Raw genomic sequence first — 25,560 nt, 5'->3', positions numbered from 1 at the left:
CCCGTCGCACGCCGCTCACCCCTCCCCGAACGAAAGCCGCGCCACCCACTTGGTGTTCAGCACCCCCGGCGCCGCCGGCACGATGATCCGCGCCGGGTAGCCGTGGTCCCGCGAGAGCTCCGCGCCGCCCACCCGCAGCGCGAGCAACGACCGCGGATCGCGCACCTGGCTGCTGCTCAGCGCGGCCCGGCGGAACGCGCCGTGCAACTGGAGCGACTCCACCAGCACGCCTGGCGGCCGGTCGCCGAGGCCCACCAGCGCGGCGAGCTCCCGCAACCGCACCCCGCTCCACAACTGGTCGTCCGTCGACCAGCCCTCCACACAGGCGATCGGCAGCGCCGCCTGGTGCTGCGGCAGCCGCAGCAGATCGGCGCGGGTCAGCCGCACCCGGCGCCCGCCGCCCTCCACCGTCAGCCGCCAGTCGTCACCGGTGTCCTGCGCCCGGATCCCGACGGCAGCCGCGGACTTGTTGATCTGGAACCCGTTCGGCCCGCCGCCCGGATCCGCGCCCCCATGCGGCGCCAGCAGCGCGGTACGCCGCCACCACCCGCCCAGGCTCTGCCCCGCCGTCGTCACCAGCAACAGCAGCGACCCGGCGCCGACCAGCCCCAGCGCGCCCCGCCGGCTCAGCGTCGGCCGGTCCGGACGCACCGCCACCAGCCCGGTCCCGTCGTCCTGCGCCGCCGGATCGGTCCGCTCCCGCAGCGCCCGTACGGTCCGCGGCAGCCGCAGCACCACATGGGCCACGAACGCGCCGATGAACACCCACGCGCCGTAGAAGTGCAGCCGGTAGAACGACCCGGGGAAGAGGTACGCCAGCTGGACGTTGAGCAGCCCGGTGACGAACTCGAACAGCGCCCCGCCGACCAGCAACAGCAGCGACAGCCGCTCCAGTGCGTCGCCCGCCGACCGCGCCGGCGGCATCCGGAACAGCTTCGGGATCACCGACCACAGCTTCGCCAGCAGCACGGGCACGAGGACCACGCCGAGGGTGACGTGCACCCCCTGGGTCAGCCGGTAGAGCCAGCGCGGGCCGGTGGGCCAGCTGAAGAGGTAGAACCCCAGCAGGCCCTTCCCGGGCGTCTGGTCGTTGACGCCGCCGGCCAGGTCGGGGTTGTAGGCGGCGTACGACAGCAGACCGGTGACGAACAGCAGGGTGATCCCGGCCAGCAGGACCACACCGAGCAGCGCGGTCAGCCGCGGGCCGCGCAGCGGACTGCGCCAGAACGACGGGGAGGTGGGCGGAACCGGGCGGGAAGCGGCCATGCGCCGACGGTATGCCGGGACCGCGTCCCGAGCGGGCCGCAACGCATGACGAAAGTCTGACGTCGGCGGAACGGCGCCACCCCGGCCCGGCCGTGGCGTCCTAGCGTGCCGGTGTGACCCACCGTGAGATCCGGCCGGGCCGGGCGAGCGTCCGACCGGAGCCCGACGAGCGCGCCGTGCGCCGCGCCGACCTGCTGGCCGCCGCGGCCGGCGCCCTCCTCGTCGCGCTCGCCGCCGTCATCGGCACCGTCATCGAGCACGCCAACGGCAGCCTGCACGTGAACTGGCCGCCGCTGTACGCCTCGTGGTTCCCGCACCTCGGCCCCGGCACCCCCGCCGCGGTCACCGTCGCCGTCCTCGTGATCGCGTACGGTCCGCCGCTCGCCGCCCGGCTGCCCTGGCGGGCCCTGCTCCTCACCTGCTGGGCCGCCGCCCTCGCCTGGACGACCGCACTGGCCCTGATCGACGGCTGGCGGACCGGTGTCGCCGGCCGGCTCACCACCGCCTACGAGTACCTGACGGTCATCCACCGCTTCGACGACCTCGGCCCGGTACTGCGCGGCTTCACCGGGCACATCCTCAACAACGCCCCGGACCACTGGCCCGCCCACGTCGCCGGACACCCGCCGGCCGCGATCCTCACCTTTGTCGGGCTGGACCGCCTCGGCCTGGGCGGCGGCGCCTGGGCCGGCGTCTGGTGCCTGGTCACCGGCGCCTCCACCGCGGCCGCGGTCCTCATCGCCCTGCGCGCGCTCACCGACGAGCCCACCGCACGCCGGGCCGCGCCCTACCTCGTCCTGGCTCCGGCCGCCGTATGGGTGGGCACCTCCGCCGACGGCTACTTCGCCGCGGTCGCCGCCTGGTCACTCGCCCTGCTCGCGCTCGCCGCCACCGGGCGCACCCGCCCTGGGCCCCCGCGGGGTGGAGGTGCCGGCGGCGGCAGCCGGGGGAGTGTCCCCCTCCGCGCGGCCGCCGCCCTGGGCTCAGGGCTCCTCCTCGGCCTGACCTGTTATCTGTCCTACGGCCTCACCCTCATCGTCCTGATCGCCGCCGCGGTCCTGCTGCTCGCCCGGAGCGCCCGCCCGCTGCCGCTCGTGGCGACCGGGGCGGCGGCCGTCGCGGTGGCCTTCACGCTCGCCGGTTTCGACTGGTGGGAGGGGTACCGGCTGCTGGTACAGCGCTACTACCAGGGCGCCGCGGCGGTCCGTCCGTACGCGTACTGGGTGTGGGGCAACCTGGCCTGCGCCGTGCTGATCACCGGTCTCGCCACCGTCGCCGCGCTGCGGCGCATCCTCGCGGCCGCCCCGGCCGCCGTGCGGCGCCTCCGCCCGCGCACCGACGCGCGCACCGGACCGCCGCCCACGCCCGCCGACCGCCTGACCGTGCTCGTGCTGGCCGCGCTGCTCGCCCTCCTGGTGGCCGACCTCTCCGGCATGAGCAAGGCGGAGACCGAGCGCATCTGGCTGCCCTTCGCGTCCTGGCTGCTGGCCGCCTGCGCCCTGCTGCCCGCGTCCCACCGGCGCTCCTGGCTGACGGCCCAGGCCGTGCTGCCGCTACTGGTCAACCACCTGCTGTACACCGGCTGGTGAGGGCTGCTGTACACCGGCCGGTGACCGCTGCCGTACACCGGCCGGTGACGGCACGGGCGGCGCGCCGAAGGGCCCGGCCGCCGTCGGGCCGGTACGCCGGGGCCGCGGTCAGGCCGGATACGGCGGGGGCGCCGTCAGGCCAGATACGTCCGGGTCGAGTTCACCCGGCCGGGGCGCAGGATGCGGATCGGGCCGAGGTTGCAGGAGGGGCAGTCATTGCGGGTCAGCGGGGACGGAACCCGGATGCCGCGCGCGAAATAGTCGGCCCGTCGGTGGCCCGCCAGATCCGTGGTGTGCCGGATCTCGTACTCCTCCTCCCAGCCGTGCCCGCAGTGCAGACAGACGAACGCGTATGCCTCGTGAACCGTCTCGGTGTCCCGTTCCATGATCACCACGCCCTCTCCCCGGCCCCGCCGTACGGGCGGCGCCGGATGCATGCCGGACCCGGCCATGCCGTACCTCCTATTATTGCGCCGTGCAAAGAGGAGCGCGGGGCCGGATTTCCGGGCCGCCCCGGACCGCGGCCCGGGCCCGTTCGCGCCCGTCGGTACCGCCCGCCACCAGGCACGATGCCGGGACGGGTATAAAGGCGCCATGGGGAACGAGGCAGATCGCGCAAGGCGGCCGGTCGGGCCGGCCACGACCGGGGACGAGCGCGCGCAGCACGGCGACCAGGACCTCGACCAGGACGTCGAGGAGGTCATCGCCGCGGTGCTGACCGCTTCCCGGCTGCTGGTCGCGATCTCGGCCCGGGCGCTGGCCCGGATCGAGCCCTCGCTCACCCTGCCCCAGCTGCGCACCCTGGTCGTGCTCGACAGCCAGGGCCCGATCAAGCTCGCCGCCCTGGCCGCCGCGCTGGGGGTCAATCCGTCCACCGCGATGCGGATGGTCGACCGGCTCGCGGCGGCCGGCAGCGTCACCCGCAAGGCCAACCCCGGCAACCGCCGGGAGGTCGTACTGGAACTGACCGCCGAGGGCCGGGAACTCGTCGCGCAGGTACTCGCCGACCGGCACGCCGAGATCGCCGCGATCGTCGCCCGGCTGCCGGCCGGCCAGCGCGCCGGCCTGGTCCACTCGCTACACGCCCTCGCCGACGCCGCGGACGCCCCACCGGTGCCGCCCCGGCCCGCGCCACCGCCGGAACCGGCCGCTCCCTAGCGGACCGGGCGCCGGGGGCGGTGTGCCGCACGTCCCTGCGCGCCCCGTCCCCGCTCAGCCGCGCCGCCCGTCCAGCGCCTGGTACACCGCCCTGACCAGACCGCCGTTGCGCGGGTCGTCGCCCGCCGTCCCGCCGCCGTACTTGTTCATGGTGTACGCGTACGACAGCCGGTTCTCGGGGTCCGCGAAGGCGTACGAACCGCCGGCCCCACCGTGCCCGAACGCCCTCGGGTTGGGCCCCAGCCGGCACTGGTGGTTGAGCATGTAGCCGAGACCCCAGCGCAGCTCGAATCCCGGCGGCGCGAGCGGCCCTATGGCCAGATCCGGCTCCCCGGGACGGCTCTGCGACCGGCGCATCGCCTCCAGCGTCCCGGCACCGACCACCTTCCCGCCCACCAGCGCGCCGTACACCGTCGCGAGCCCGTGCGCGGAGGCGTGCGCATTGCCGCCCGGGATCTCCGCCGAGCGATAGGCCGCGCTGTTGACGTCGCCGGTCGGGATGGACATCAGGGAGAGCATCACGACGGCCATCGGATGGTCGTCCAGGGACCGGAACGGCGGCCTCGGCGCACCGGGAAGCCGCTCGGCGAGCAGCGCCTCGTCCAACTGCCCGACCATGTCCGCGCAGGAGGCGTGCTCCTCGTCCGGGGTGCCGATGAACACCCGGGCCCCCAGCGGCTCCGCGATCTCGCTGCGCAGGAACGCCCCCAGGGACTGCCCGGTGACCCGCCGGACCACCTCGCCGACGAGATAGCCGAAGGTCACCGCGTGATAGCCCTGGGCGGTCCCCGGCTCCCACCACGGCTCGGTCGCCGCCAGCACCGTACAGACCGCGTCCCAGTCGTAGGCGCGCCCGGGCGGCAGCGGCGTGCGCGGGGCGATCAGGCCGGAGCGGTGGCTGAGCAGCCAGCGCACGGGTAAGTCCTCCTTGCCGGCCTGGGCGAACTCCGGCCAGTAGCGGGCGACCGGCGCATCGAGGTCCAGCTCCCCGCGGTCGGCGAGCAGATGGGCGCAGAGTGCCGTCATCCCCTTGGACGTCGAGTAGACGTTGACCAGGGTGTCGCGTTCCCAGTCCTGCGTCCGGTCGGCATCCTTGTGGCCGCCCCACAGGTCGACCACCGGCTCCCCGTCCAGGGTCACCGTGACCGCGGCCCCGACTTCGCCGTGCCGCCGGAAATTCCGCTCGAAGGCCTCCTGCACGCCCGCGAACTCCGGTGCGCAGTGGCCGTTGACGTTGACGGTGGCTGGTCCCACGGCTGCCTCTTCTCGCGTCGCCCGGTGCGCTCATCCCGTACGCAGGGGTGTGCGTACGTACGCCTGTACCTGCGAAACGGCGTCCCTACGGGATGATCTGCCCAGTTCGATGCCCATGGCAACCATATGGACCCGGACGGCCGAGAACGGCGTGTCAGGGCGGCGGGCGAGATCGGGTCATGACCGGATCGCACCCCCTCAGGCGCGCAGGGGCGCACCCCACCCGCACCATGGTCATCATGACCACCACTTCTGCCGACGAGGCCATCCCTGCCGACGAGGCTTGTACGGGCGCGAGCACCCTCCGCGACGCCGACGCCGACGCGGTTGTCGGCACCATGCGCGGCGGCGAGACCGTGGAGGACGGTGGGGGTGGGGACGCGGGCGCCGGTGCGGCGGTCCGGCCCGTCGAGGCGCTGATCCTCGTCGACATCCAATCGGCCTTCGTCGCGGGCGAGGACGCGGTGCCGGACGCGGCGCGGGTGCTCGACCGGAGCCGTGGCCTGCTGGCCCGGGCCCGCGCTGCCGGGGCCCTCGTCGTCCACCTCCAGAACGACGGCGAACCCGGGACCGTCGACGCACCGCACACGCCCGGCTGGGAACTCCACCTGCCCGTCGCGCCGGGGCCGCGCGAGACCGTGGTCCGCAAGGCCCAGGACGACGGCTTCGAGGGCACGGCACTGGGCGATCTGCTGGAAGCGGCGGACGTCGGAGGGCTGGCGATCTGCGGGGTGCTCTCCGAGATGTGCGTCAGTGCGACCGCCCGTACGGCCCTGGCCCGCGACTACCGCGTGGTCCTGCCGCACGACGCACACGCCACCTACGACATCCCCGCGGCCCCGGGCATCAGCGGGGTCGTCCCGGCCGCGATGTCCTCCCGTGCGGCCGAATGGGCCCTGGGCGACGAGGTCGAGATCGTCGCCCGTGCCGCCGACATCCCCTTCACCACACCGCCCCGCGCCCGCCGAGCGCCCTGACCCGCCGGGCACCCTGACCCGCCGGGCGCCTTGTCCCGCCGAGTGACCTGACCCGCTGGGAACGCTGTCCCGGCGGGAGCGGTGGCCGGCCGCGAGTGGTGACCGGCCGCGAGTGGTGACCGGGCGGGCGCTGGGCCGCCAGGACCACGTGGCGCCGTGGTCAGTTCTGGTTCTTCTCCAGTGCGGTGATGTAGGCCCCCATGAAGTGGTCCCGGACGCCGTCGGACGTGGGCGCGAGCAGGTCGGCGGTGTAGCCCTTGGCGTGGTCGAAGAGGCCGGTGATCACCGGCATGGTGGAGTGGATCTTTCCCGTGGAGTCGATGTAGCGCAGCGCGGAGACGTGGTGGAAGGCGGGCTCCGGCGGGAGCTGGGGCACGACGTCGTTGTTGTTGACGAAGCGGTACATGCGGTCGGTGAAGGCCGCGTCGAACTCCCGCGTCAGCAGCCGGTCGCAGGTCCGCGGCTGCCCGAAGGTGTAGACGCCGGTGGCCCTCAGATACGGCTCTTCGAAGTGCAACCGGGCGCCGGCCAGCATCGCCAGCGCACCGCCCAGGCTGTGGCCGGTGAACCAGACCGTCTGGCCGTTGTCCCGGAACTCGTGGACGGCGGCGTGGACCTGCGGCCAGACGGACTCCAGCGCCTCGCCGAAGCCGTGGTGGATGTATCCCTTGCCGCCGGGGCCCGGCCAGGGCGGGGTCGTCGTGTCGGAGAGCCAGTCGCGCATGTTCGTCGGCTCGGTGCCCCGGAAGGCAGTGATGATCATGTGGCGGCCGCCGAGGGTGTACGCCTGGGTGTCCTCCAGCGGGAACGGCGGCCGGAACGTGGTGTTGTGGTGGCGCACCTGCTCGAAGCCCCATTCCCGGGCGGTTTTGTCGATGGCCGGCTCGTCCTTGTACGCGAGCTCGGCGGCGCGCGCCATGGAGAGCGCATGGCGGACGCTGTAGCTGGTGGCCTTCTGGTCGATGACGGTGCTGGTCAAGGGGGGCTCCTGAGATCGGATTCGAGGGGGTTGACGGTGCCGGACTCGCGGACGGGCGAGGGGCAGTGGGAACGAGGCATGCGCGCGGCGCCGCCGTGGGCGATTACAGAATGCTTACTCTGATTACTGAGCGTAACTCCACGACGGCGCGCCGCGCCGTTGCGTCCGTTTAAACCACTCGTTCGAGCCTCGGGTCGCACAGAGCGGGCCGGGGGGCGAGCCTGGAAGCGTTCGGCTCCCAGAGGAAGGCCCACAGAGGAAGGCCCCACAGTGAACAGCGCGGAACAGGCGTCACACGCGGAACATGTATCGGCCGAGGTGGTGGTGGAGCTGGAGAGCTGCGCGACGCAGGACGCGCATGCCGTCTTCAGCGCCCTGCGGACCGCCTTCGCCTCCGACCGGGCCGCCGACGACGTGCCCGAGGAAATGGCGGGGGCGGGGCCGACGGTGTGGACCTCGACCGTCGACGTGAGCGAGCACAAGGCCGAGCCCGAGCCCCGGAGGCTGACGGCGCCGGTGCTGGTCAGCCTCCAGGGCGGCTACTGGGCCGTTGACCAGCTGTGCAAGGGCCTGGAGCCGGCGTTCAGGGTGCACATCCTCGGCATGGCCGCCGGTGACCAGGAGAAGGAGGTCGAACTCCGCCTGGAGTCCCGCTAGCACGGCCACCGGACCAGGGCGGCGCCTGTAAGCCCGGGGAGGCGACCGGCCCCTTCGACGGGGCGACCGGCCGTCCTCACCCGCCCCCCCGAAGGGGGGTGGGCGGCGGGGAAAACAAACGCCACGGAATACGCCACAGCAGAACGCCAAGGAGAACGCCGAAGCAGAACGCCACGAGTACGCAGGCCAGGAGGCAACCGAAGCAAGGGGGCAACCGGAGCCAGCGGAAAGCGGAGCCAGGGGGAACCGGAGCGAGGAAAGGCAGAAGCGAGTGCAGCCCACCAATCAACCGGCGGACGCCGGAGGGGCGCGGGCGGCGGGCGCCGCGCGTTCCGGGACCGGTGCCGGAACGCATGCAGGTACGGCCACCGCCCGCCCCGCCCGGCCCGCCGAGGCGGCGGCCGAGCAGAGTTCAGCGCTGGTTCTGCACGTCAACGGAACGGCGTACGAGCTGACCCTGGATCACCGGACCACGGTCCTGGACGTGCTGCGAGAGCACCTCGGTCTCACCGGGGCCAAGAAGGGCTGCGACCACGGTCAGTGCGGCGCCTGCACGGTGCTCGTCGAGGGCCGGCGCGCCAACAGCTGTCTGATGCTGGCGGTGGCCCAGGACGGACGGCACATCACCACCATCGAGGGGCTGGCGGACGGGGAGCGGCTGCATCCGCTCCAGGAGGCGTTCGTGGAGCGGGACGCGCTGCAGTGCGGCTACTGCACCCCGGGCCAGATCTGCTCGGCCGTGGGAGTGCTCCAGGAGGCGGCGGACGGCTTTCCGTCCCATGTCACCCCCGCCGACGCACCCCAGGGTGGGCCGGTGCAGCTGACCGTCGAGGAGATCCGCGAGCGGATGAGCGGCAACCTGTGCCGCTGCGGGGCGTACCCCCGGATCGTCGAGGCGGTCCATGACGTGTCCACCGACCAGGGGGTGGCGTCATGAAGCCGTTCGGATACGTGCGGGCGACCAGCGTCGAGGAGGCCGTACGGGCCGCCGAAGGCCAACCAGGAGCCCGCTTCCTCGGCGGGGGCACCAACCTCGTCGACCTGATGAAACTGGGCGTGGAGCGGCCCGGTCTGCTCATCGACGTCACCCGGCTGCCGCTGGACCACATCGAGGAACTGCCCGACGGCGGGCTCCGCATCGGGGCGATGGTCAGCAACAGCGCCCTGGCCGCGGCGACCCCCGTGCGCGAGCGCTACCCGGTGCTGTCGCAGGCGGTGCTGTCCGGCGCCTCGGGCCAGCTGCGCAACACCGCGACCACCGGGGGCAATCTGCTGCAGCGCACCCGCTGCCTGTATTTCCAGGACGTCTCCAAGCCCTGCAACAAGCGTGAGCCGGGGACCGGCTGTCCGGCCCGTGAGGGCGTCCACCGCGACCTCGCCGTACTGGGCCACTCCCCGCACTGCGTCGCCACCCAGCCCTCCGATATGGCGGTGGCGCTGGCCGCACTTGACGCGACCGTCCACCTGCACGGCCCGGACGGCGACCGGAGCGTGCCGGTGACCGAGTTCCACCGGCTGCCCGGCGACCACCCCGAGCAGGACACCGTGATCCGGCCCGGCGAACTGATCACCGCCGTGCAGCTGCCGCCCGCGGACCGCGGGGCGCGGTCCCGCTACCGCAAGGCCCGCGACCGCGCGTCGTTCGCCTTCGCGCTCGCCTCCGTCGCCGCCGTGCTGGACGTCCGGGACGGTGTCGTACGGCGTGCCGCGCTGGCGTTCGGCGGGCTCGCGCACCGGCCGTGGCGGGCCCGCACGGCCGAAGAGGTGCTGCGGGACGCCCCCGCCACCGAGGACACCTTCGCCCGCGCCGCCGAGGCCGAACTCGCGGCCGCCGAGCCGCTGCGCGACAACGGATTCAAGGTCCCGCTGGCCCGCAACCTCGCCGTCGCCGTCCTGACCGAACTGGCGGCCCCACCCGCCCACAGCTGACCTCCACCCACCCCACGGACCCACCAGGGTCTCCAGGAGCACCCAAGGACCCGCCATGAGCCCCCGCACCTTCCCGCTCGGCCCACCCCCGTACCCCCTGGGCGAACCGCTCGTCCGGCGGGAGGGCCGGGAGAAAGTCACCGGTGCCGCCCGTTACGCGGCCGAACACACCCCGCCGAACTGCGCCTACGGCTGGCCGGTCGCCGCGGGCATCCCACGCGGCCGGGTCGCCGCCGTGGACACCGCGGAGGCGCTCGCGCTGCCGGGTGTGATCACGGTGCTGACCCACGAGAACGCCCCCCGGCTGGCCGCCGCCGAGGACCCCACGCTGTCGCTGCTCCAGGAGGACCGGGTGCCGCACCGCGGCTGGTACGTGGCCCTCGCGGTCGCCGACACGATCGAAACGGCGCGGGCGGCCGCCGAGGCCGTCCGGGTGACGTACGAGACCGACGACGACGCCGACGTCCTGCTGCGGGCCGACCACCCGCGGATGTACGAGCCGGAGAAGGTCAACGGCGGGTACCCGGGGACGCGGGAACGCGGCGACTTCGAGGGGGCGTTCGCCGCCGCGCCGGTCACCGTGGACGCGACCTACCACGTGCCCCCGCTGCACAACCACCCGATGGAGCCGCACGCCTCGACCGCCCACTGGAGCGAGGGCCATCTGACGGTCCACGACTCCAGCCAGGGGGCCACCAAGGTGTGTGAGGACCTGGCCGCCCTCTTCAAGCTCGACACGAGCGAGATCACCGTCGTCTCCGAACACGTCGGCGGCGGCTTCGGCTCCAAGGGAACGCCGCGCCCGCAGGTCGTCCTGGCCGTGATGGCCGCGCGCCACACCGGGCGGCCGGTCAAGGTCTCGGTGCCGCGCCGGGAGATGCCCGCGGTCGTCGGCCACCGCGCCCCGACGATCCAGCGGGTCCGCCTGGGCGCCGGCAACGACGGCGTGATCACCGCGCTGTCCCACGAGATTGCCACCCACACCTCCACCGTCACGGAGTTCGTCGAGCAGGCCGCGGTGCCCGCCCGCGTCATGTACGCCTCGCCGAACAGCCGCACCGTGCACCGCGTCGTCCCGCTCGACGTACCGACCCCCTCGTGGATGCGCGCCCCGGGCGAGTGCCCCGGCATGTACGCCCTGGAGTCCGCCATGGACGAACTCGCCGTCCAACTGGGCATGGACCCGATCGAACTGCGGATGCGCAACGAACCGGACACCGAGCCGGACAGTGACCGGGCCTTCAGCAGCCGGCACCTGGTGGGCGCGCTGCGCGACGGCGCCGAGCGGTTCCGCTGGCTGCCGCGCGATCCGCGGCCCGGCGTGCGCCGCGAGGGCGATCTGCTGCTCGGCACCGGTGTCGCCGCGTCCACCTACCCCGTTCTGATCGCCGCTTCCGCCGCCGAGGCGCACGCCGACCGCGACGGCACCTTCCGGATCCGGGTGAACGCCACCGACATCGGCACCGGCGCCCGCACCGTCCTCGCACAGATCGCCGCCGGTGCGCTGATGGCCCCGGAGGACCGGGTCCGCATCGAGATCGGCAACAGTGATCTGCCGCCCGCGATGCTGGCCGGCGGCTCGGCCGGCATCGGCTCGTGGGGCTGGGTGGTCCACAAGGCGTGCACGGCGCTGCGGGCGCGGCTGCGGGACCATGTCGGGCCGCTCCCGGCCGACGGGCTCACGGTCGCCGCCGACACCCGCCAGGAGACCTCCGAGCGGTCCCCGTACGCCCGGCACTCGTTCGGCGCCACCTTCGCCGAGGTGCAGGTCGACACGGTCACCGGGGAGATCCGGGTGCGCCGCCTGATGGGAGTGTTCGCGGCCGGCCGCATCCTCAACCCCCGCACCGCGCGCTCCCAGTTCATCGGCGGCATGACCATGGGCCTGGGCATGGCGCTCACGGAGGACAGCGAGGTGGACCCGGAGTTCGGCGGCTTCGCCGGGTGCGATCTGGCCGGCTACCACGTACCGGCCTGCGCCGACGCGCCGCGGATCGAGGCGTACTGGGTCGAGGAGGAGGATCCGCACCTCAACCCCATGGGCAGCAAGGGCATCGGCGAGATCGGCATCGTGGGCACAGCGGCGGCCGTCACCAACGCGGTGTGGCACGCGACTGGAGTAAGGCTGCGCGACATTCCGCTCACCCCCGACAAGGTGCTGCCCCACTTGTGAGAGGGCCGTATCAGGTGAGCGCCGGGGGCCCCGGCGGCCATGAGCTGTTGCGGGCCCCGGGTGGCCGGGTCAGCATGACAGATGACCCATACGTACCAGATGCTCACTCTTCGTGTTCGGGGTTCGTTGGTCCAACGAGGTGAAGGACGTGAGCCTCTCGCGGTGAGGAGCCACGACATGAGACTTCCCAGCGACCGGCACTACACGGTCGAACTGCATGCTTCGGCGGAGCGCGTGCCGCAGATCCAGCGGATTCTTGCCGCGCACCTGAGGTATTGGGACCTCGAGCTCCATATCCCGCCCGTATGCCGGGGAGTGGCGGAACTCCTGACCAACGTCCATCGCCACATCGGCCCGGAGGCCCGCTGCGTCGTCGAACTCCGCTGGTCCGGCCGCAATCTGACGACCTCCGTCGCCGACGAGGGCCCGCGGCTGCCGAAGCTGCTGAGCGCCGCCGGTGGCGGGCTCTCCCGGGTCGCCGCGCTCAGCGACAGCTGGGGCACCTGCGGCACCCCCGACGGCAAGGTCATCTGGTTCACCCGGCGCGTCGAGGCGACCCGCAGGACGCCGCTGGCCGGCCGCGCCCCGCTGCGCAGCGTGCCCGACGAGAAGGGGCAGCCGGTGGTTCCGCCGGCCGTGCCGGTCGAGCCGCTCGCCGAGCCCGCCCGCCTCGCCTGATACGTCCGCGACAGGGCGGGGCCACGGTCACCGAATCCGGCGGGGCGTCCGCCACGGCGCGTCCCGGCACGCCTCGCCCACCGGCCGACAGCCGCCCCCGCAACGGCAGTTGAGCCGGAGGCCGGCCGTCCGTCGCGGTGCCGAGCGCGGCACGGCAACGGCCCGGAGCCCCAACCGCGCGCGACGGCCCCGCTCTTGGGCGGCCCGTTCCCGCTGCCTCTCCGGCCGGCCCCAGCAGGGCGGCCCGCCGGCGTCCCCGTGCGCCCGCCCGCTGACCGGCCCGACCCGGACCGCGCCGGTACCGGTCCGCGTCGGCCGCCTCCCCGGCACCTTCCGCCGCCCTTCCGCCGCCCTTCGCCGTCCTTCCGCCGCCGAGCGGCGCCCCCGCCTCCGTCGTGCAGAGTAGGTCCGGATTCCGGCCACGTCCGGACCCGGGCCCTGCCGTCGCCGGGGCCGTTCCCGCCTGCCCGCCGTCCTGAGCGCCCGCCGTCCTGAGCGCCCGCTCCGACCGCCCCGCGGCGGCAGCCCTACGGAGGCCCCGCGCCCTGCCGCGCCCTCGTCCCGTCCCGCGCGCCGTCCCGCAGGCCGTTCCGTGCGCCGTCCGCCTCCCGCTCCGGACAGCCCGGATTCCGGTACGAACCGGGCGGCCGCCGGCCCCGGTCACCGAGCGGTTTGCACGCCCGTCTCTCCCTACCGCTCCGACCAGGGAGTTCGCTGCCCGTACGGCGATCCGACACACATCTGACACCCCCCCTTCCCTGACGCTCGTTCCTCTTGGAACACTCTGCTGACGCTGTCATCGCACAGCACCTCACACAACCGAACAGCACCGCCCCAACTCACCAGCATTCCCCCCATATCGCGAGGTCCCCAGACTCATGCCTGAACTCAATCGGCGGCGATTCCTCCAGATCGCCGGTGCCACCGCGGGCGTCTCGGCGCTGTCCAGCAGCATCGCCCGCGCCGCCGCCATCCCCGCCACCCGTAGCTCCGGTTCCATCAAGGACATCGAGCACGTCGTGGTGCTCATGCAGGAGAACCGTTCCTTCGACCACTACTTCGGCTCGCTGAAGGGCGTACGCGGCTTCGGTGACCCGCGTCCGGTCATCCTGGAGAGCGGCAAGTCCGTGTGGCACCAGCCGGACGGCGGCAAGGACGTCCTGCCGTACCACCCCGACGCCGACAACCTCGGCATGCAGTTCATCGAGGGCCTCAACCACGACTGGGCCGGCGGCCACAAGGCCTGGAACAACGGTAAGTACGACAGCTGGATCCCCGCCAAGGGCACCGGCACGATGGCCTATCTGACGCGCAAGGACATCCCGTTCCACTACGCGCTGGCCGACGCGTTCACCATCTGCGACGCGTACCACTGCTCGATCATCGGGGCCACCGACCCCAACCGCTACTACATGTTCTCCGGCCACGTCGGCAACGACGGCTCCGGTGGCGGCCCGGTCCTGGGCAACGAGGAGGCCGGCTACAGCTGGACGACGTACCCGGAGCGGCTGGAGAAGGCCGGGGTCTCCTGGAAGGTCTACCAGGACATCGGCGACGGCCTGGACGCCAACGGCAAGTGGGGCTGGATCGAGGACGCCTACCGCGGCACCTTCGGCGACAACTCGCTGCTCTTCTTCAACCAGTACCGCGACGCCAAGCCCGGCGACCCGCTCTACGACAAGGCCCGCACCGGCACCAACGCCAAGCAGGGCGACGGCTACTTCGACCAGCTCAAGGCCGACGTCAAGGCCGGCAAGCTGCCCCAGGTCTCCTGGATCGCCGCGCCCGAGGCGTTCTCCGAGCACCCCAACTGGCCCGCCAACTACGGCGCCTGGTACGTCTCCCAGGTCCTGGACGCGCTCACCTCCAACCCCGAGGTGTGGAGCAAGACCGCCCTGTTCATCACGTACGACGAGAACGACGGGTACTTCGACCACGTCATCCCGCCCTACCCGCCGGCCTCCGCCGATCAGGGCCTGTCCACCGTGGACACCAAGCTCGACTACTTCGGCGGCAACGCCTCCTACTCCGCGGGCCCCTACGGCCTCGGCCAGCGCGTGCCGATGCTCGTCGTCTCCCCCTGGAGCACCGGTGGTTACGTCTGCTCCGAGACGTTCGACCACACCTCCATCATCCGGTTCCTGGAGCGCCGCTTCGGGGTGCACGAGCCCAACATCTCGCCCTGGCGGCGGGCCATCTGCGGCGACCTGACCTCGGCCTTCGACTTCTCCCTGGAGAACACCAAGCCGGCCGCGCTGCCGGACACCGACGGCTACCAGCCGCCGGACAAGGACCGGCACGACAGCTACGTCCCCAAGCCGCCGGCCAACCCCGTGCTGCCCAAGCAGGAGCCCGGCTCCCGGCCGTCCCGCCCGCTGCCGTACGCACCCCTGGTCGACGGCGCCGGGACCGCGTCCACCGGGCGCTTCACGCTCACCTTCAGCGCCGGCGCCCGTGCCGGTGCCTGCTTCACCGTCACCGCGGGCAACCGCACCGACGGCCCCTGGACGTACACCACGGAGGCCGGCAAGAAGATCTCCGACACGTGGAACACCGCCTACTCCAAGGGCGTCTACGACCTGTCCGTCTTCGGGCCGAACGGCTTCCTGCGCACCTTCAAGGGCGACGGGAAGAAGAAGGGCCCCGAGGTGACCGCCCGTCATGACGCGACCACCGGGCGCCTGGTCCTCACGCTGACCAACCCGGGCACCACCGACGCCCACCTCACGGTCACCAACGCCTACGGCGGTGCCGCCCAGACCTACCCGGTCCGCGCCGGCGCCACCGTCAAGCAGGAGATCGACCTGCGGGCGAGCAAGCGCTGGTACGACCTGTCGGTCACCTCCGACACCGACAAGACCTTCCTGCGCCGGTTCGCCGGCCACGTCGAGAACGGCCAGGTCGGCGTCAGCGACCCGGCCATCATCACCGGCTGACCGGGACCGGCCGGGGCGCCCGCCGCACACGCGGGCGCCCCGGCACGGCACCGCCCACCGGGGCGACGCCCGGTGACACGCGCACCCCCACACGCCGATGACTTGCCCTCAAGCGCACTCCAGCTCCTAGCGTGGCGACCACGACCGGCCAGCGCGGACCGAAGGGAACCACGTGCGCTACACACTGTTCGGCAGGACCGGCTTGCGGGTGAGCGAGCTGAGCCTGGGCACGATGACGTTCGGCGAGGAATGGGGCTGGGGCACCCCCAAGGAGACCAGCGCCCGGATCCTGGACGCCTACGCCGACGCGGGCGGCAACTTCCTCGACACCGCCAACAACTACACCGGGGGCTCCTCCGAGCGGATGCTGGGGGAACTTCTGGAGGGCCGCCGGGACGCCTTCGTCCTGGCGAGCAAATACACCTGTGTCACGCGCAAGGGCGACGTGAACGCGGCGGGCAACCACCGCAAGAACCTGATCCGTTCGGTCGAGGCCAGCCTCGCGCGGCTGCGGACCGACCACCTCGACGTGCTGTGGGTGCACGCCCGGGACAACTTCACCCCGGTCGAGGAGGTCATGCGGGCGCTCGACGACGTGGTGCGGGCGGGCAAGGTGCTCTACATCGGCGTCTCCGACTGGGCGGCCTGGGAGATCGCCCAGGCCAACACCCTCGCCGAACTGCGCGGCTGGACCGCCTTCGCCGGCTCGCAGCTGCGCTACAACCTGCTGGAGCGGACCCCGGAGCGGGAACTCCTGCCGCAGGCCCGCGCCTTCGACCTGGCGGTCCTCGCCTGGGCGCCGCTGGCGGCCGGCAAGCTCACCGGCAAGTACCGCCGCGGCGAACAAGGCCGGCTCACCACCGTCGATTCCGAGGTCGCCCGCGACCACAACGCGGACGAGACCATCGGCACGGTGCTGGAGATCGCCGAGGAGGGCGGCTGGAGCCCGGCGCAGGTGGCGCTGGCCTGGCTGCGCAGCCGGCCCGGCAACATCGTCCCGATCATCGGCGCCACCAAGGAGAGCCAGCTCGCCGACAACCTCGCCAGCGTCGACGTCGAGCTGGACGCGGACGCCACGGCCCGGCTCGACCGGGTGAGCGCGGTGCCGCTGGGCTTCCCGCACGACTTCCTCCGGGAGCCGGGCATCCTCGACACCGTCTACGGCGACCGCTGGCCCGACATCGAGGACCGGCGCTCGACCTACCGCCGTACGGCCGACGGGATCCGCTGACCGTCGCGCCTTCCGGCCCGGACGGTGCCGGTGCCCGTACCGGTGCCGGAAGGCGCGCTTTTCCCGGTGGCTACTTCAGGGCGCTCCGCTGCTGCCACTGCTGCCAGCTCTCCTGCCAGACCTCCAGGCCGTTGCCGACGTCGGTCTTGTTGGGGTTGGAGGTGCCCTTCACCTCGACCGTGGAGCCGATGGTCAGGAAGTCGTAGACCTTCTTGGCGTCCGAGGTGGTCATGCCGAAGCAGCCGTGGCTGTTGTTGACCACGCCGAGGGACTTGTTCCAGGGGGCGGAGTGCAGGAAGGTGCCGGACGCGGTGAGGTGGGTGACCCACTGCGAGTCGAGCATCCACTCGTCGCCGTGGCCGATGGTGGCGGAGTCCATGGTCTCGGCGGCGTTCTTGCTGCGGACGGTGTGCACGCCGCCGCGGGTCGGGTCCTGCGGGGAGCCCGCGGAGCCGGTGATGCTGCCGACGTCCTTGCCGTTCTCGTACATCGTCAGGCGGTGCGCCGGTACGTCGATGACGGCCTTGTGGTCGGCGCCTATGGTGAAGCCGAAGTTGTAGTCGCGGGCGAACCAGCCGCCCGCGTCGCCCGAGTTGACGCCGGACAGCGCGCCCTTCACCGAGACCTTCGTGCCGCTCGGCCAGTAGTCCTTGGGACGCCAGTCGATGCGGTCCTTGCCGGAGTAGTCCTTGACCCAGCCCCAGGCGCCGGTGACCTTCGGCTGGGTGGTGACCTTCAGCGCCTTCTCGATCTCGGCGCGCCGGTCCTTGGCTATCGGGTGGTCGAAGAGGATCGATATCGGCATTCCGGTGCCGACGGTCTGGCCACCGCCCGGGGTGTTGGTGAGCTTGTTGATCCTGTCGGCCTTCTCGGTGGTGAAGGTCGAGCTGGCCGCGGCCTTCCGGCCCTGGTCGGAGGTCGTCCGGGTCCGGACGGTGTAGGTGGTCGCCGGCTTGACCTTGCCGTTGGAGGTCCATGACGTGCCGTCACCGGACAGCCGGCCGTCGACCGTGCCGCCCTTGTCGTCCTTGACGTCGACCGAGGTCAGCTTGCCGCCGGCGGCCCGCACGGATATCGCCGAGCCGAGCTTGGCCGCCTTGCTGCCCGCGGCCGGCGTGACGCTCACCTTGGCCGGCGGCTCGTCGGCCTTCGTCGATCCGGCACCGCCACCGCCGCACGCGGTCAGCAGACCGGCCGCCGCGGCGAGGACGGGTATCAACCGGGCGGGGTGGCGGCGGAGTGCGGGGTGCACGGGGGTCCCTCCAAAGCAGAACGCTGACAGTGGCGGGGCCCGGCCCTGGTAAGGGGGGAACCGTCAAGGCTGCCCATGCACCCGCCGCCTATGCAGAGGGTGTGTCCGCTGTGGAGGTTGTCCGCCGCGCCGGAATTTCAGGACACGGTTCGATATCGAGCGGTGTGCGCCGGGGCGTCAACTGGCCGGGGCCGGGGTCTCCCCGCTCGGGTGGGACTCGTTGCCCGACGATCCGCCACCGGGGGTGGAACCGCCCGGTGTGGAGCCGCCCGGTGTGGACCCGCCAGGGGTTTCACCGCCCGTGGACGACTCACCGCCGGTCGTGCCCTCACTGGGGACGCTCGGTGTCTCGGGCGTCGTCCCGCCCTCGGAACTGGAGCCGCCGGTACTGCTCTCCGGCGGAGACGAACCACCGGAGGGTGGCGTGCCGGGTTCCGTCGTCGGGGAGCCCGGTACGGTCTCGCCCGGTGCGGGCGGTCCGGACGGGCGCATCGAGGACGGGGGACCGCTGGGCGTCTCCTTCGGCGGGGCCGACGGGTGGTCCGCGGCCGCGCCGGTCTCACCCTTGGGGCGCTTGAACCACTGGCCGGTCTTCGGGTTGCGCAGGGTGAATTCCTGGACCTCGGAAGGGGCGGGCGTGACGACGACCGCGTTGGTGGGCTGGTAGCCGGGCCAGGTCTGACCGGTCGTCCTGGCGCCCTTCGCCAGGGCCTCCGGCCCGGTCAGCGGGTTGCCGCACTTGCAGCGCACCCGCGGTACCCCGTAGCTGTCGACGAGGACGGCGGTGCCGGCCTGCAGGACCGACTGGAAGGGGTACGCCTTGCCGTCCTTGTAGCCGTGGTTGGTGACCCGGGTGTCGTAGCCCAGCTGTACCGGCGTCATCGACCGCAGGTACGACGGGATGTCACCGGGCGCCTTGTCCAGCGCCCCGGCGAACGCCTGGCGCTTCGCCGGCTGGCTCTCCAGGTACGTGATCTGCTTCTCGACGTTGCAGCTCGCGGTGTGCTCGGTGCCGCCGTAGAGGCCCGGCATCGAGCCGGGGATCTGGCTGTTGGTGCCCTGGGAGGGCTTCACGGGGCGGACCGACGGGGCCGCGCTGGACTCGTTCGCCGTGGACTTGGTGACCGGGTTCGGGCCGGTCGAGGCGGCCGGTTCGGCGAACACCTCGGCCGAGGCGGAGCCGCCGCCCGGCCGGGTGAGGACGATGGTCAGGATCACCGCCGCGACGACGGCCGCGGCCACGATGGCGACCTTGGGTGCGGAGCGCCACCAGGGGCCGCCGCCCCCGGCTCCGCCGCCCCAGCCCCCACCCCCGCCGCCCCTGCCCCGGCCGCCCGGGGGCCTCGGCCCTTCCGGTCTGCCGGGTTGCGGCTGGGGCAGCCCGGGCCCGGAGCCCACCTGCGTCGGCTCGCGCGAGGGGCCGGAGGGCCGGCCCGAGAGGGGACCGGTGGGCGGCCCCGTGGGGTGGCTGTCGGGCGGCGGTGGAGATGTCACGGGTCCCTCTTCCGGCACAGGGCCATCCGGCTACACGGATGCGGTGCTGTTTGTTCCCCTTATAGGTAATTGTCTGCCTCAGGTCGGCGCCGTCCGCAAGCGGGGCGACGAGGGCGCGCACGTGGCCAGGACGCGTACGCGACGGGGCGCGCACGTACGGCAGGGGGCGTGCCTTCGGTGGCGGGCGCGTTCGACTGATGAGGTAATTGCGGCAGTTGTCGCAATGACTGAATGCCGGGGAAGGCGAGGAGGCAGCGCGTGAGCCAGATCCGAGGCCCCGCCCCGGCCGGTCCCGGACCGGTCCCTCCCGGCGGCGTACCGGCCGCCCTCCGGGCCTGGGGGCAGGCCCTCGGGGCGGCCGCGGCCGGATTCCTGACCATGATCGTGGTCGCCGCGATCGGCCTGTGGGCGGCCGGCGCCACGGGCCTGCCGGGCGGGGCGTTCCCCTCCGTCGTGGCGGCCGCCGTCGTGGTCGCCGCCGGCGGCTCGATCGGCCTGACCGGTGACGCCGGGATCATCGTCCAGGCGGACGCCGCGCTCGACGTCGTGCCGCTCTCGGTCACGCTGGCCGGTGCGCTGGTGACCGCCTCCGTCTTCCTGCTGCCGCTGCGCCACCGGGCGGTGGCCGGCACGGCGGAACTGCTCGCCCGGGTCGCCCGTACGGCCGTGTGCTGGCTGGTCCTGCTCCTGCTGATCGCGCTCGCCGCCCGGCACAGCTTCCGGATCTCGGTGGGCAACGACCTCGCCGACGAAATCGGCGCCGAACTGGGCACCACCCCCACCGTCGGCTTCCGCCCCGACCTGGGCGCGACGCTGGGCTTCGGGCTGCTGTGGGTGCTGGCGGTGCTCGCGCTGACCTTCCTGGTCGCCCGCCGCGCCCCGCTCTCCTCCCGGCTGCTGCATTACCAGGACTCGCTCCGGCCGCCGGCCTTCGCCATGGTGCTGACCATGCTGGTCTACGCGGCGATCGCGCTGGTCATCGCCGTCATCGAGCTGATCACCGGCGACCACCCCACGAACACCCTCGCGGTGGTCTTCCTCGGGCTGCCCAACCTCGCCTGGATGGCGCTGGGCATCGGGACCGGCGGCGGCTGGACGGGCCATGTCGACAAAGCCATCGGACTGCCCCTGCCGCACGCCCTGGACCGGGTGCTGCGCACCCATGAGCAGGGCACCCTCGACCTCGGGTCGCTCGCCGAACAGGACGGCCGCGCCTGGTGGCTGCCGGTGATCGCGGCGGTGGTCCTGCTGACCGCCGCGTTCCTGGCCGCGGTCCGCTCCCCGGCCCGGCGGCCGGCCTGGCGGCACGCCGTGGACCTGGCGGTGGCCCTCGCGCTGACCCTGTTCGTCGTCGGCATGCTCACCCGGGTCTACGCCCACTACGGGCTCTCCCTGATCGGCATCGGCGACCTCGGCGGCAATCTGGGCGGCAAGGTCACCCTGCAGCCCCAGCTCCTCCGGCTGGTGGGCGTGGGCGCCGCCTGGGGACTGGTCACCGGCTTCCTCGGCAGCCTCCTGGCCCGGGGGGTACGGCACCGCGGCGAGGTACGGAACGACGGCCCGGGCCACCGCCCTCCGGGCCGCTAAGGCCTGAGAGCGTGCGTGCCAGGCGTCGCGAGGCAGGCGGGAGTTCGACGACCGGGCCTAGTGCGTCCGGCCGCGGAACACCGGGGCTGCCCAGCGCGGCGGGGGCGGCGGTGTGCCGCGCCGGTCGCTCCCACCCGCCTGGCCGCCGGCCACGACCGGCCCGGTGTCCACCTGGGTCCGCTGATGATCCTCCGGCGGCGGCGTTTTCTTGGGGGGCGGCACGGTCCGCCCGGCCGCGCGCAGCGCCGCCACGAAGCCCCGGCAGGTCTCGTACCGGTCGTCCGGCGTCTTGGCGAGTGAGCGGGTGAAGACCGGGTCGACGGCCGGCGGCAGATCCTGCCGCAGGGTGGTGAGGACCGGCGGCGCGGCGTTCATGTGGGCCCACAGCAGCGCCATGTCGTCCTCCCGCCGGAACGGCGGCGCCCCGGTCAGCATCTCGAAGACCACACAGGCCAGGCTGTAGACATCGCACCGGCCGTCCACCGGGCGGCCCGAGATCTGCTCGGGCGCCACGTAGTCCAGCGTGCCGACGAACTGGCCGACCCTGGTGAGCCCGGTCAGCGACAGCGACTTCTTCGTCAGCCCGAAGTCGGTCAGATAGGCGTGCTCGGGGCGGTCGGTGTCGGTCCCCTCGGCGATCAGGATGTTGCCCGGTTTGACGTCCCGATGGACCAGGTCGTGCGCATGCGCGGCGTCCAGCGCGGAGGCCACCTGCAGCGCGATCCGGCACGTGGTCTCCAGCGAGAGCGGCCCCTCCCGGCTCAGCAGTGCCGCCAGGTCCTTGCCCTGGACGTACCGCATCGCGATGTAGAGCATGCCCTCGGTCTCGCCGGCCTCGAAGACCGGCACGATGTGTGGATGGTCGATCGCCGCGGCCACCCGCGACTCGTGCGCGAACCGCTGCCGGAAGCTGTCGTTGCGGGCGAGCTCGGGCGCCAGCAGCTTCACCGCCACGGTCCGGCCGAGCCGCAGGTCCTCCGCCCGGTAGACCACCGCCATCCCGCCCCGGCCGATCTCGTCCTGCAGCAGGTACTCGGCGATCCGCCGCCCGCGCAGCCCCGACGAGTCGGGCGCCGTGGTGCGCGACCGGTCCCGCTCGTCCGGCGCGCCGTTCACCGGTACTCACCCGGCGGGGGAGTGGCCGGCTGGTGGGAGGTGGCCGGCGTGTCGTCCTCGCCGCTCCGGGACGACGGCTGGGACCCCACCGCGTACGTCTGCAACGACACCCCGTCGCAGTAGCACCACCGCTCGTGCCGGGCGTCGTACAGCCAGAGCGCGTCGCCGTCCACGACCACCCCGACCCGGTGGCCCCGGGTCCGCTCGGTGAACGTCTCTCCGTCCAGCTGACCCGCCGCCAGCTCCTCGACCAGCCGCCGGAAGCGGACCAGCGCTCCCTCCGCCGCGCCCAGCAGCGGGCGCGGGTCGGCGGTCCGGGCGGCGGGCTGCGCGGCGGACGGCGGATCGCGCGGGATCGCCAGCAGCAACCGCCCGTCCACCCAGGCCGACCAGCCGTTGGAACACAGCGCCAGGGCCCAGTCGCCGCGCCGCTCCAGGACCTGGACCGGCAGCAGCGGATCGAGCGGTGCGCTCGGCATGGTCGCGTCCGGTGCCGACCACGTCGCCATACCCTCCGGCGGGACGACATGGCTGGGGAGGAACACAGGGGCGGTCACAGGCGGCTCCTCGCTGCTATTCGCGCATGATCTCGGGTTCGTGCCGCCGCAGCAGCCGGATGACCACGAAGCCCGCGACCAGCGAGAGCACGACCATCATGCCCATGTCGAGCAGCCAGATCCCGGCGGTGTGCCGGAACAGCGGGTCCGCGGTGCTGGGGTCCGGCAGCAGCCGGTGCAGGTCGATGGTGCCCGCCATGGCGCCCAGCGCCCACCGCGAGGGCACCAGCCACGCCAGCTGCTCCAGTCCCGGTACGCCGTTCAGCTTGAGCAGCGCACCGCAGAACACGACCTGGACGATCGCGAGGAGGACCAGCAGCGGCATGGTGACCTCCTCCTTGCGCACCAGCGCGGAGACCATCAGGCCGAGCATCATGGCGGTGAACGCCAACAGCGCGACGGCGAGGATGATTTCGATCAGGGCGGGCAGCAACACCCCTTTGCCACCGGGTACGTTCAGCTTCACCCCGGTCAGGGCGACCAGCGTCAGCACCACCGCCTGGACGACCGTGATCAGCCCGAGCACCAGCACCTTGGACATCAGGTACGCCGAGCGGGACAGGCCGACGGCTCTCTCCCGTTGGTAGATCGTCCGCTCCTTGACCAGTTCGCGCACCGCGTTGGCGGCGCCGGTCAGCACCGCCCCGACGCACAGGATCAGCAGGGCGTTGAGCGAGGTGTCCGGCGTGAGCGAGGACCCGGCCAGGGCGTGCGCCATCGCCCCCATCACGAACGGCAGCGCGACCATGATGATCAGGAAGGTCCGGTCGGCGGTGAGCGCCGCCGTGTACCGGCGCACCAGCGTGTTCAGCTGGGCGCCCCAGCTCTGCGGCTTGTGCGCGGCCACCGATCCGGTCGGTGCCTCGGGGGCGTGCGGCGGCTGGTGGGTGTCCATCGCGATGTAGCGCCGGTGCTGCGGCGAGGCCCGGTACGTGCCCGCCCAGTCCCGGTCGACTTCGTTCTCGAAGGCCTCGAACGCCTCCGGCCACTGGGTGAACCCGAAGTACGGCAGCGCCTCCTCCGGCGGCCCGTAGTACGCGATGGTCCCGCCCGGCGCCAGGACCAGCAACCGGTCGCAGACGTCCAGGCTGAGCACGCTGTGGGTGACGACGATGACCGTGCGGCCGTCGTCCGCCAGGCCGCGCAGCATGTGCATCACCGACCGGTCCATCCCGGGGTCGAGTCCGGAGGTCGGCTCGTCGAGGAAGAGCAGCGAGGGCTTGGTGAGCAGCTCCAGCGCCACGCTGACCCGCTTGCGCTGCCCGCCCGAGAGGCTGTGGATCGGCTGGTCCACCCGGGCGTCCAGGCCCAGCTCGTGGATCACCTCGTCCACCCGGGCCTGCCGTTCGGCCTTCGCGGTGTCCTCGGGGAAACGCAGCTGCGCCGCGTAACCGAGCGCCCGGCGCACGGTCAGCTGCAGGTGCAGGATGTCGTCCTGCGGCACCAGACCGATGCGCTGGCGCAGTTCGGCGTAGTCGCGGTAGAGGTCGCGGCCGTCGTAGAGCACCGTGCCGTCGTCCGCGGGGCGCAGCCCGGTCAGCGCGTTGAGCAGCGTCGACTTGCCCGCGCCGCTCGGGCCGACCACGGCGAGCAGCGTCCGCTCACCGACCGGGAACGACACCCGGTCCAGCAGCGTCTTCTCCGTCCTGTGGCCGCCGTCGACCCGGACGGTCAGGTCCTGGACGTCCAGCGAGACCTCGCCGGTGTCGATGAACTCCTGCAGTTCGTCGCCGACCAGCGCGAACGCGGAGTGGCCGATGCCGATGATGTCGCCGGGGATCAGCGGCGCCCGGTCGACCGGCTGGCCGTTGAGGTAGGTGCCGTTGTGGCTGCCCAGGTCGACGATCTCGAAGCCCTCCGGGCCGGCCCGCAGCTCGGCGTGCCGGCGGGAGACCGACAGGTCGTCGACGACCAGGTCGTTGTCGGGTGCGCGGCCGATCCGGGTGGTCCGGGCGGCCGGGATCGGCCGTACGGAACTGGGGCTGCGGAAGGTGTGGGTGCCGGCGGGGTGCGAGACGGCGGACGGCCGTCGGACCGGCTCCGGGCGGGGCACCGGGGAGAGCACCGCGCACGGCCCGTCGGCCGGGTTGCCGAACCGGATCACGCTGCCCGGTCCGACCCCGGACTCCTCGACCCGCCGCCCGTCCGCGAAGGTGCCGTTCGTACTGCCCTCGTCCCGCACCGTCCAGTGGCCGGCCTCGGCCTGCAGCACCGCATGGTGCCAGGAGACCCGGGCGTCGCTCAGCACGACCTCGCTCTGCGGGTCCCGCCCCACGTGGTAGATCCGGGCGGGATTCATGACCTGGGTGCCGCCGTCGGACTCGACGACGAGCTCGGGCGCGGTAGGCGTCTCCGGCCGCTCAGCCATACCTGGATTTTACGGCGGCGGCCCGGGCCCCGCCCGTCCGCGCCCGAGCCGCGGCCGTGGTCCATATCGCCGCCATCGCGACAAAGGCCCCGGCAAGGCTGCCACTCAAAACGGAAATTCAAGCGGTGATCCCGCTTTATATCCGCGAAGGCCTGCTTTATGAGGGCTTTATGCGAGCGAACGCCGCCGGTTACTCGCGAGGAGGGTCGAAGGTCAACTAAGGTGAGCGATCCGATTGGCCGCCACCCGCAAATTCCAAGGAAATGCCGGACATTGCCGCGCTGATCGAAGGAAGTCCTGCCGAACCAGGACGCAATGTGCAGCGCAGGGCTACGTGGTGTCGGCAACACCGGTTCGAC

The 25,560-nt window shown here is 72.8% G+C and carries 20 protein-coding genes; 11 read left to right on the top strand and 9 right to left on the bottom strand.

The window, feature by feature from the left end:
* Positions 1 to 15 precede the first annotated feature (15 nt).
* Positions 16 to 1,266 (bottom strand): molybdopterin-dependent oxidoreductase, encoded by a 1,251-nt coding sequence (locus IG62_RS0128165; RefSeq protein WP_030809201.1) that lies wholly within the window; start codon positions 1,264 to 1,266, stop codon positions 16 to 18.
* A gap of 113 nt (positions 1,267 to 1,379) precedes the next feature.
* On the opposite strand from IG62_RS0128165, the gene IG62_RS0128160 reads away from it, so the two are divergent.
* Positions 1,380 to 2,855, top strand: coding sequence for a hypothetical protein (locus IG62_RS0128160; protein WP_107053073.1), 1,476 nt, complete (start codon positions 1,380 to 1,382; stop codon positions 2,853 to 2,855).
* Positions 2,856 to 2,989: 134 nt separating this feature from the next.
* Here IG62_RS0128160 and IG62_RS0128155 read toward each other — a convergent pair whose 3' ends face one another.
* A complete protein-coding gene (locus tag IG62_RS0128155; RefSeq protein WP_234326783.1) occupies positions 2,990 to 3,307 on the bottom strand; it encodes a hypothetical protein in 318 nt (105 codons plus the stop codon).
* A gap of 142 nt (positions 3,308 to 3,449) precedes the next feature.
* Between IG62_RS0128155 and IG62_RS0128150 the strand changes: the two genes are divergently transcribed.
* Positions 3,450 to 4,013: a MarR family winged helix-turn-helix transcriptional regulator gene (locus IG62_RS0128150; RefSeq protein WP_030809195.1), complete on the top strand. Its 564-nt coding sequence runs from the start codon at positions 3,450 to 3,452 to the stop codon at positions 4,011 to 4,013.
* A 54-nt stretch (positions 4,014 to 4,067) separates the two neighbouring features.
* Here the strand turns inward: IG62_RS0128150 and IG62_RS0128145 are convergent, their stop codons facing one another.
* A complete protein-coding gene (locus tag IG62_RS0128145; protein ID WP_030809192.1) occupies positions 4,068 to 5,267 on the bottom strand; it encodes a serine hydrolase domain-containing protein in 1,200 nt (399 codons plus the stop codon).
* A gap of 338 nt (positions 5,268 to 5,605) precedes the next feature.
* Between IG62_RS0128145 and IG62_RS0128140 the strand changes: the two genes are divergently transcribed.
* Positions 5,606 to 6,244, top strand: a complete 639-nt coding sequence (locus IG62_RS0128140) for an isochorismatase family protein (RefSeq protein ID WP_078872293.1) — start codon at positions 5,606 to 5,608, stop codon at positions 6,242 to 6,244.
* A gap of 160 nt (positions 6,245 to 6,404) precedes the next feature.
* Here IG62_RS0128140 and IG62_RS0128135 read toward each other — a convergent pair whose 3' ends face one another.
* Entirely contained in the window at positions 6,405 to 7,223 is an 819-nt protein-coding gene (locus IG62_RS0128135) for a lipase family protein (protein WP_030809187.1), read from the bottom strand.
* A gap of 270 nt (positions 7,224 to 7,493) precedes the next feature.
* On the opposite strand from IG62_RS0128135, the gene IG62_RS0128130 reads away from it, so the two are divergent.
* From IG62_RS0128130 to IG62_RS0128100, 7 genes are all read left to right on the top strand, one after another.
* Complete coding sequence (locus IG62_RS0128130; RefSeq protein ID WP_030809184.1) at positions 7,494 to 7,880, top strand: hypothetical protein; 387 nt, start codon at positions 7,494 to 7,496, stop codon at positions 7,878 to 7,880.
* A gap of 271 nt (positions 7,881 to 8,151) precedes the next feature.
* Positions 8,152 to 8,817, top strand: coding sequence for a (2Fe-2S)-binding protein (locus tag IG62_RS0128125; protein WP_324604653.1), 666 nt, complete (start codon positions 8,152 to 8,154; stop codon positions 8,815 to 8,817).
* Positions 8,814 to 9,809, top strand: a complete 996-nt coding sequence (locus IG62_RS0128120) for an FAD binding domain-containing protein (RefSeq protein ID WP_030809180.1) — start codon at positions 8,814 to 8,816, stop codon at positions 9,807 to 9,809. The genes IG62_RS0128125 and IG62_RS0128120 overlap by 4 nt, the downstream gene beginning before the upstream one ends.
* Positions 9,810 to 9,864: 55 nt before the next feature.
* Positions 9,865 to 11,982 carry a xanthine dehydrogenase family protein molybdopterin-binding subunit gene (locus tag IG62_RS0128115; RefSeq protein WP_030809177.1) on the top strand — a complete coding sequence of 706 codons (2,118 nt, stop codon included), beginning with the start codon at positions 9,865 to 9,867 and terminating at the stop codon, positions 11,980 to 11,982.
* A gap of 177 nt (positions 11,983 to 12,159) precedes the next feature.
* A complete protein-coding gene (locus IG62_RS42420) occupies positions 12,160 to 12,660 on the top strand; it encodes an ATP-binding protein (protein WP_030809174.1) in 501 nt (166 codons plus the stop codon).
* Between the two features lie 878 nt (positions 12,661 to 13,538).
* On the top strand, positions 13,539 to 15,596 hold the full coding sequence (locus IG62_RS0128105) for a phosphocholine-specific phospholipase C (protein WP_030809171.1): 2,058 nt from the start codon (positions 13,539 to 13,541) through the stop codon (positions 15,594 to 15,596).
* 172 nt (positions 15,597 to 15,768) lie between these two features.
* On the top strand, positions 15,769 to 16,827 hold the full coding sequence (locus tag IG62_RS0128100; protein ID WP_030809168.1) for an aldo/keto reductase: 1,059 nt from the start codon (positions 15,769 to 15,771) through the stop codon (positions 16,825 to 16,827).
* A 70-nt stretch (positions 16,828 to 16,897) separates the two neighbouring features.
* On the opposite strand, the gene IG62_RS0128095 is transcribed toward IG62_RS0128100, so the two are convergent.
* Together IG62_RS0128095 and IG62_RS42415 are read right to left on the bottom strand one after the other, a co-directional pair.
* A complete protein-coding gene (locus tag IG62_RS0128095; RefSeq protein WP_234326782.1) occupies positions 16,898 to 18,079 on the bottom strand; it encodes a L,D-transpeptidase family protein in 1,182 nt (393 codons plus the stop codon).
* Between the two features lie 177 nt (positions 18,080 to 18,256).
* Positions 18,257 to 19,321 (bottom strand): DUF6777 domain-containing protein, encoded by a 1,065-nt coding sequence (locus tag IG62_RS42415; protein ID WP_063755405.1) that lies wholly within the window; start codon positions 19,319 to 19,321, stop codon positions 18,257 to 18,259.
* 510 nt (positions 19,322 to 19,831) lie between these two features.
* Here IG62_RS42415 and IG62_RS0128085 point away from each other — a divergent pair.
* Positions 19,832 to 21,160, top strand: coding sequence for a streptophobe family protein (locus tag IG62_RS0128085; RefSeq protein WP_030809160.1), 1,329 nt, complete (start codon positions 19,832 to 19,834; stop codon positions 21,158 to 21,160).
* A gap of 57 nt (positions 21,161 to 21,217) precedes the next feature.
* Here IG62_RS0128085 and IG62_RS0128080 read toward each other — a convergent pair whose 3' ends face one another.
* Genes IG62_RS0128080 through IG62_RS0128070 form a run of 3 tightly spaced genes read right to left on the bottom strand, consistent with a single transcriptional unit; the run spans position 21,218 to position 25,201 of the window.
* Positions 21,218 to 22,276 carry a serine/threonine-protein kinase gene (locus IG62_RS0128080; RefSeq protein WP_030809157.1) on the bottom strand — a complete coding sequence of 353 codons (1,059 nt, stop codon included), beginning with the start codon at positions 22,274 to 22,276 and terminating at the stop codon, positions 21,218 to 21,220.
* On the bottom strand, positions 22,273 to 22,833 hold the full coding sequence (locus IG62_RS0128075) for a hypothetical protein (RefSeq protein ID WP_234326781.1): 561 nt from the start codon (positions 22,831 to 22,833) through the stop codon (positions 22,273 to 22,275). Before IG62_RS0128075 ends, IG62_RS0128080 begins: the two co-directional genes overlap by 4 nt.
* A 16-nt stretch (positions 22,834 to 22,849) precedes the next feature.
* On the bottom strand, positions 22,850 to 25,201 hold the full coding sequence (locus IG62_RS0128070; protein WP_030809151.1) for an FHA domain-containing protein: 2,352 nt from the start codon (positions 25,199 to 25,201) through the stop codon (positions 22,850 to 22,852).
* Positions 25,202 to 25,560 lie beyond the last annotated feature (359 nt).

Source organism: Streptomyces sp. NRRL S-337 (assembly GCF_000720175.1).
In the GTDB taxonomy this organism is placed as follows: Bacteria; Actinomycetota; Actinomycetes; order Streptomycetales; family Streptomycetaceae; genus Streptomyces; species Streptomyces siderophoricus.
The sequence above is the reverse complement of the archived record's forward strand: the minus strand, read 5'-3'. Positions and strand labels throughout refer to the sequence as shown.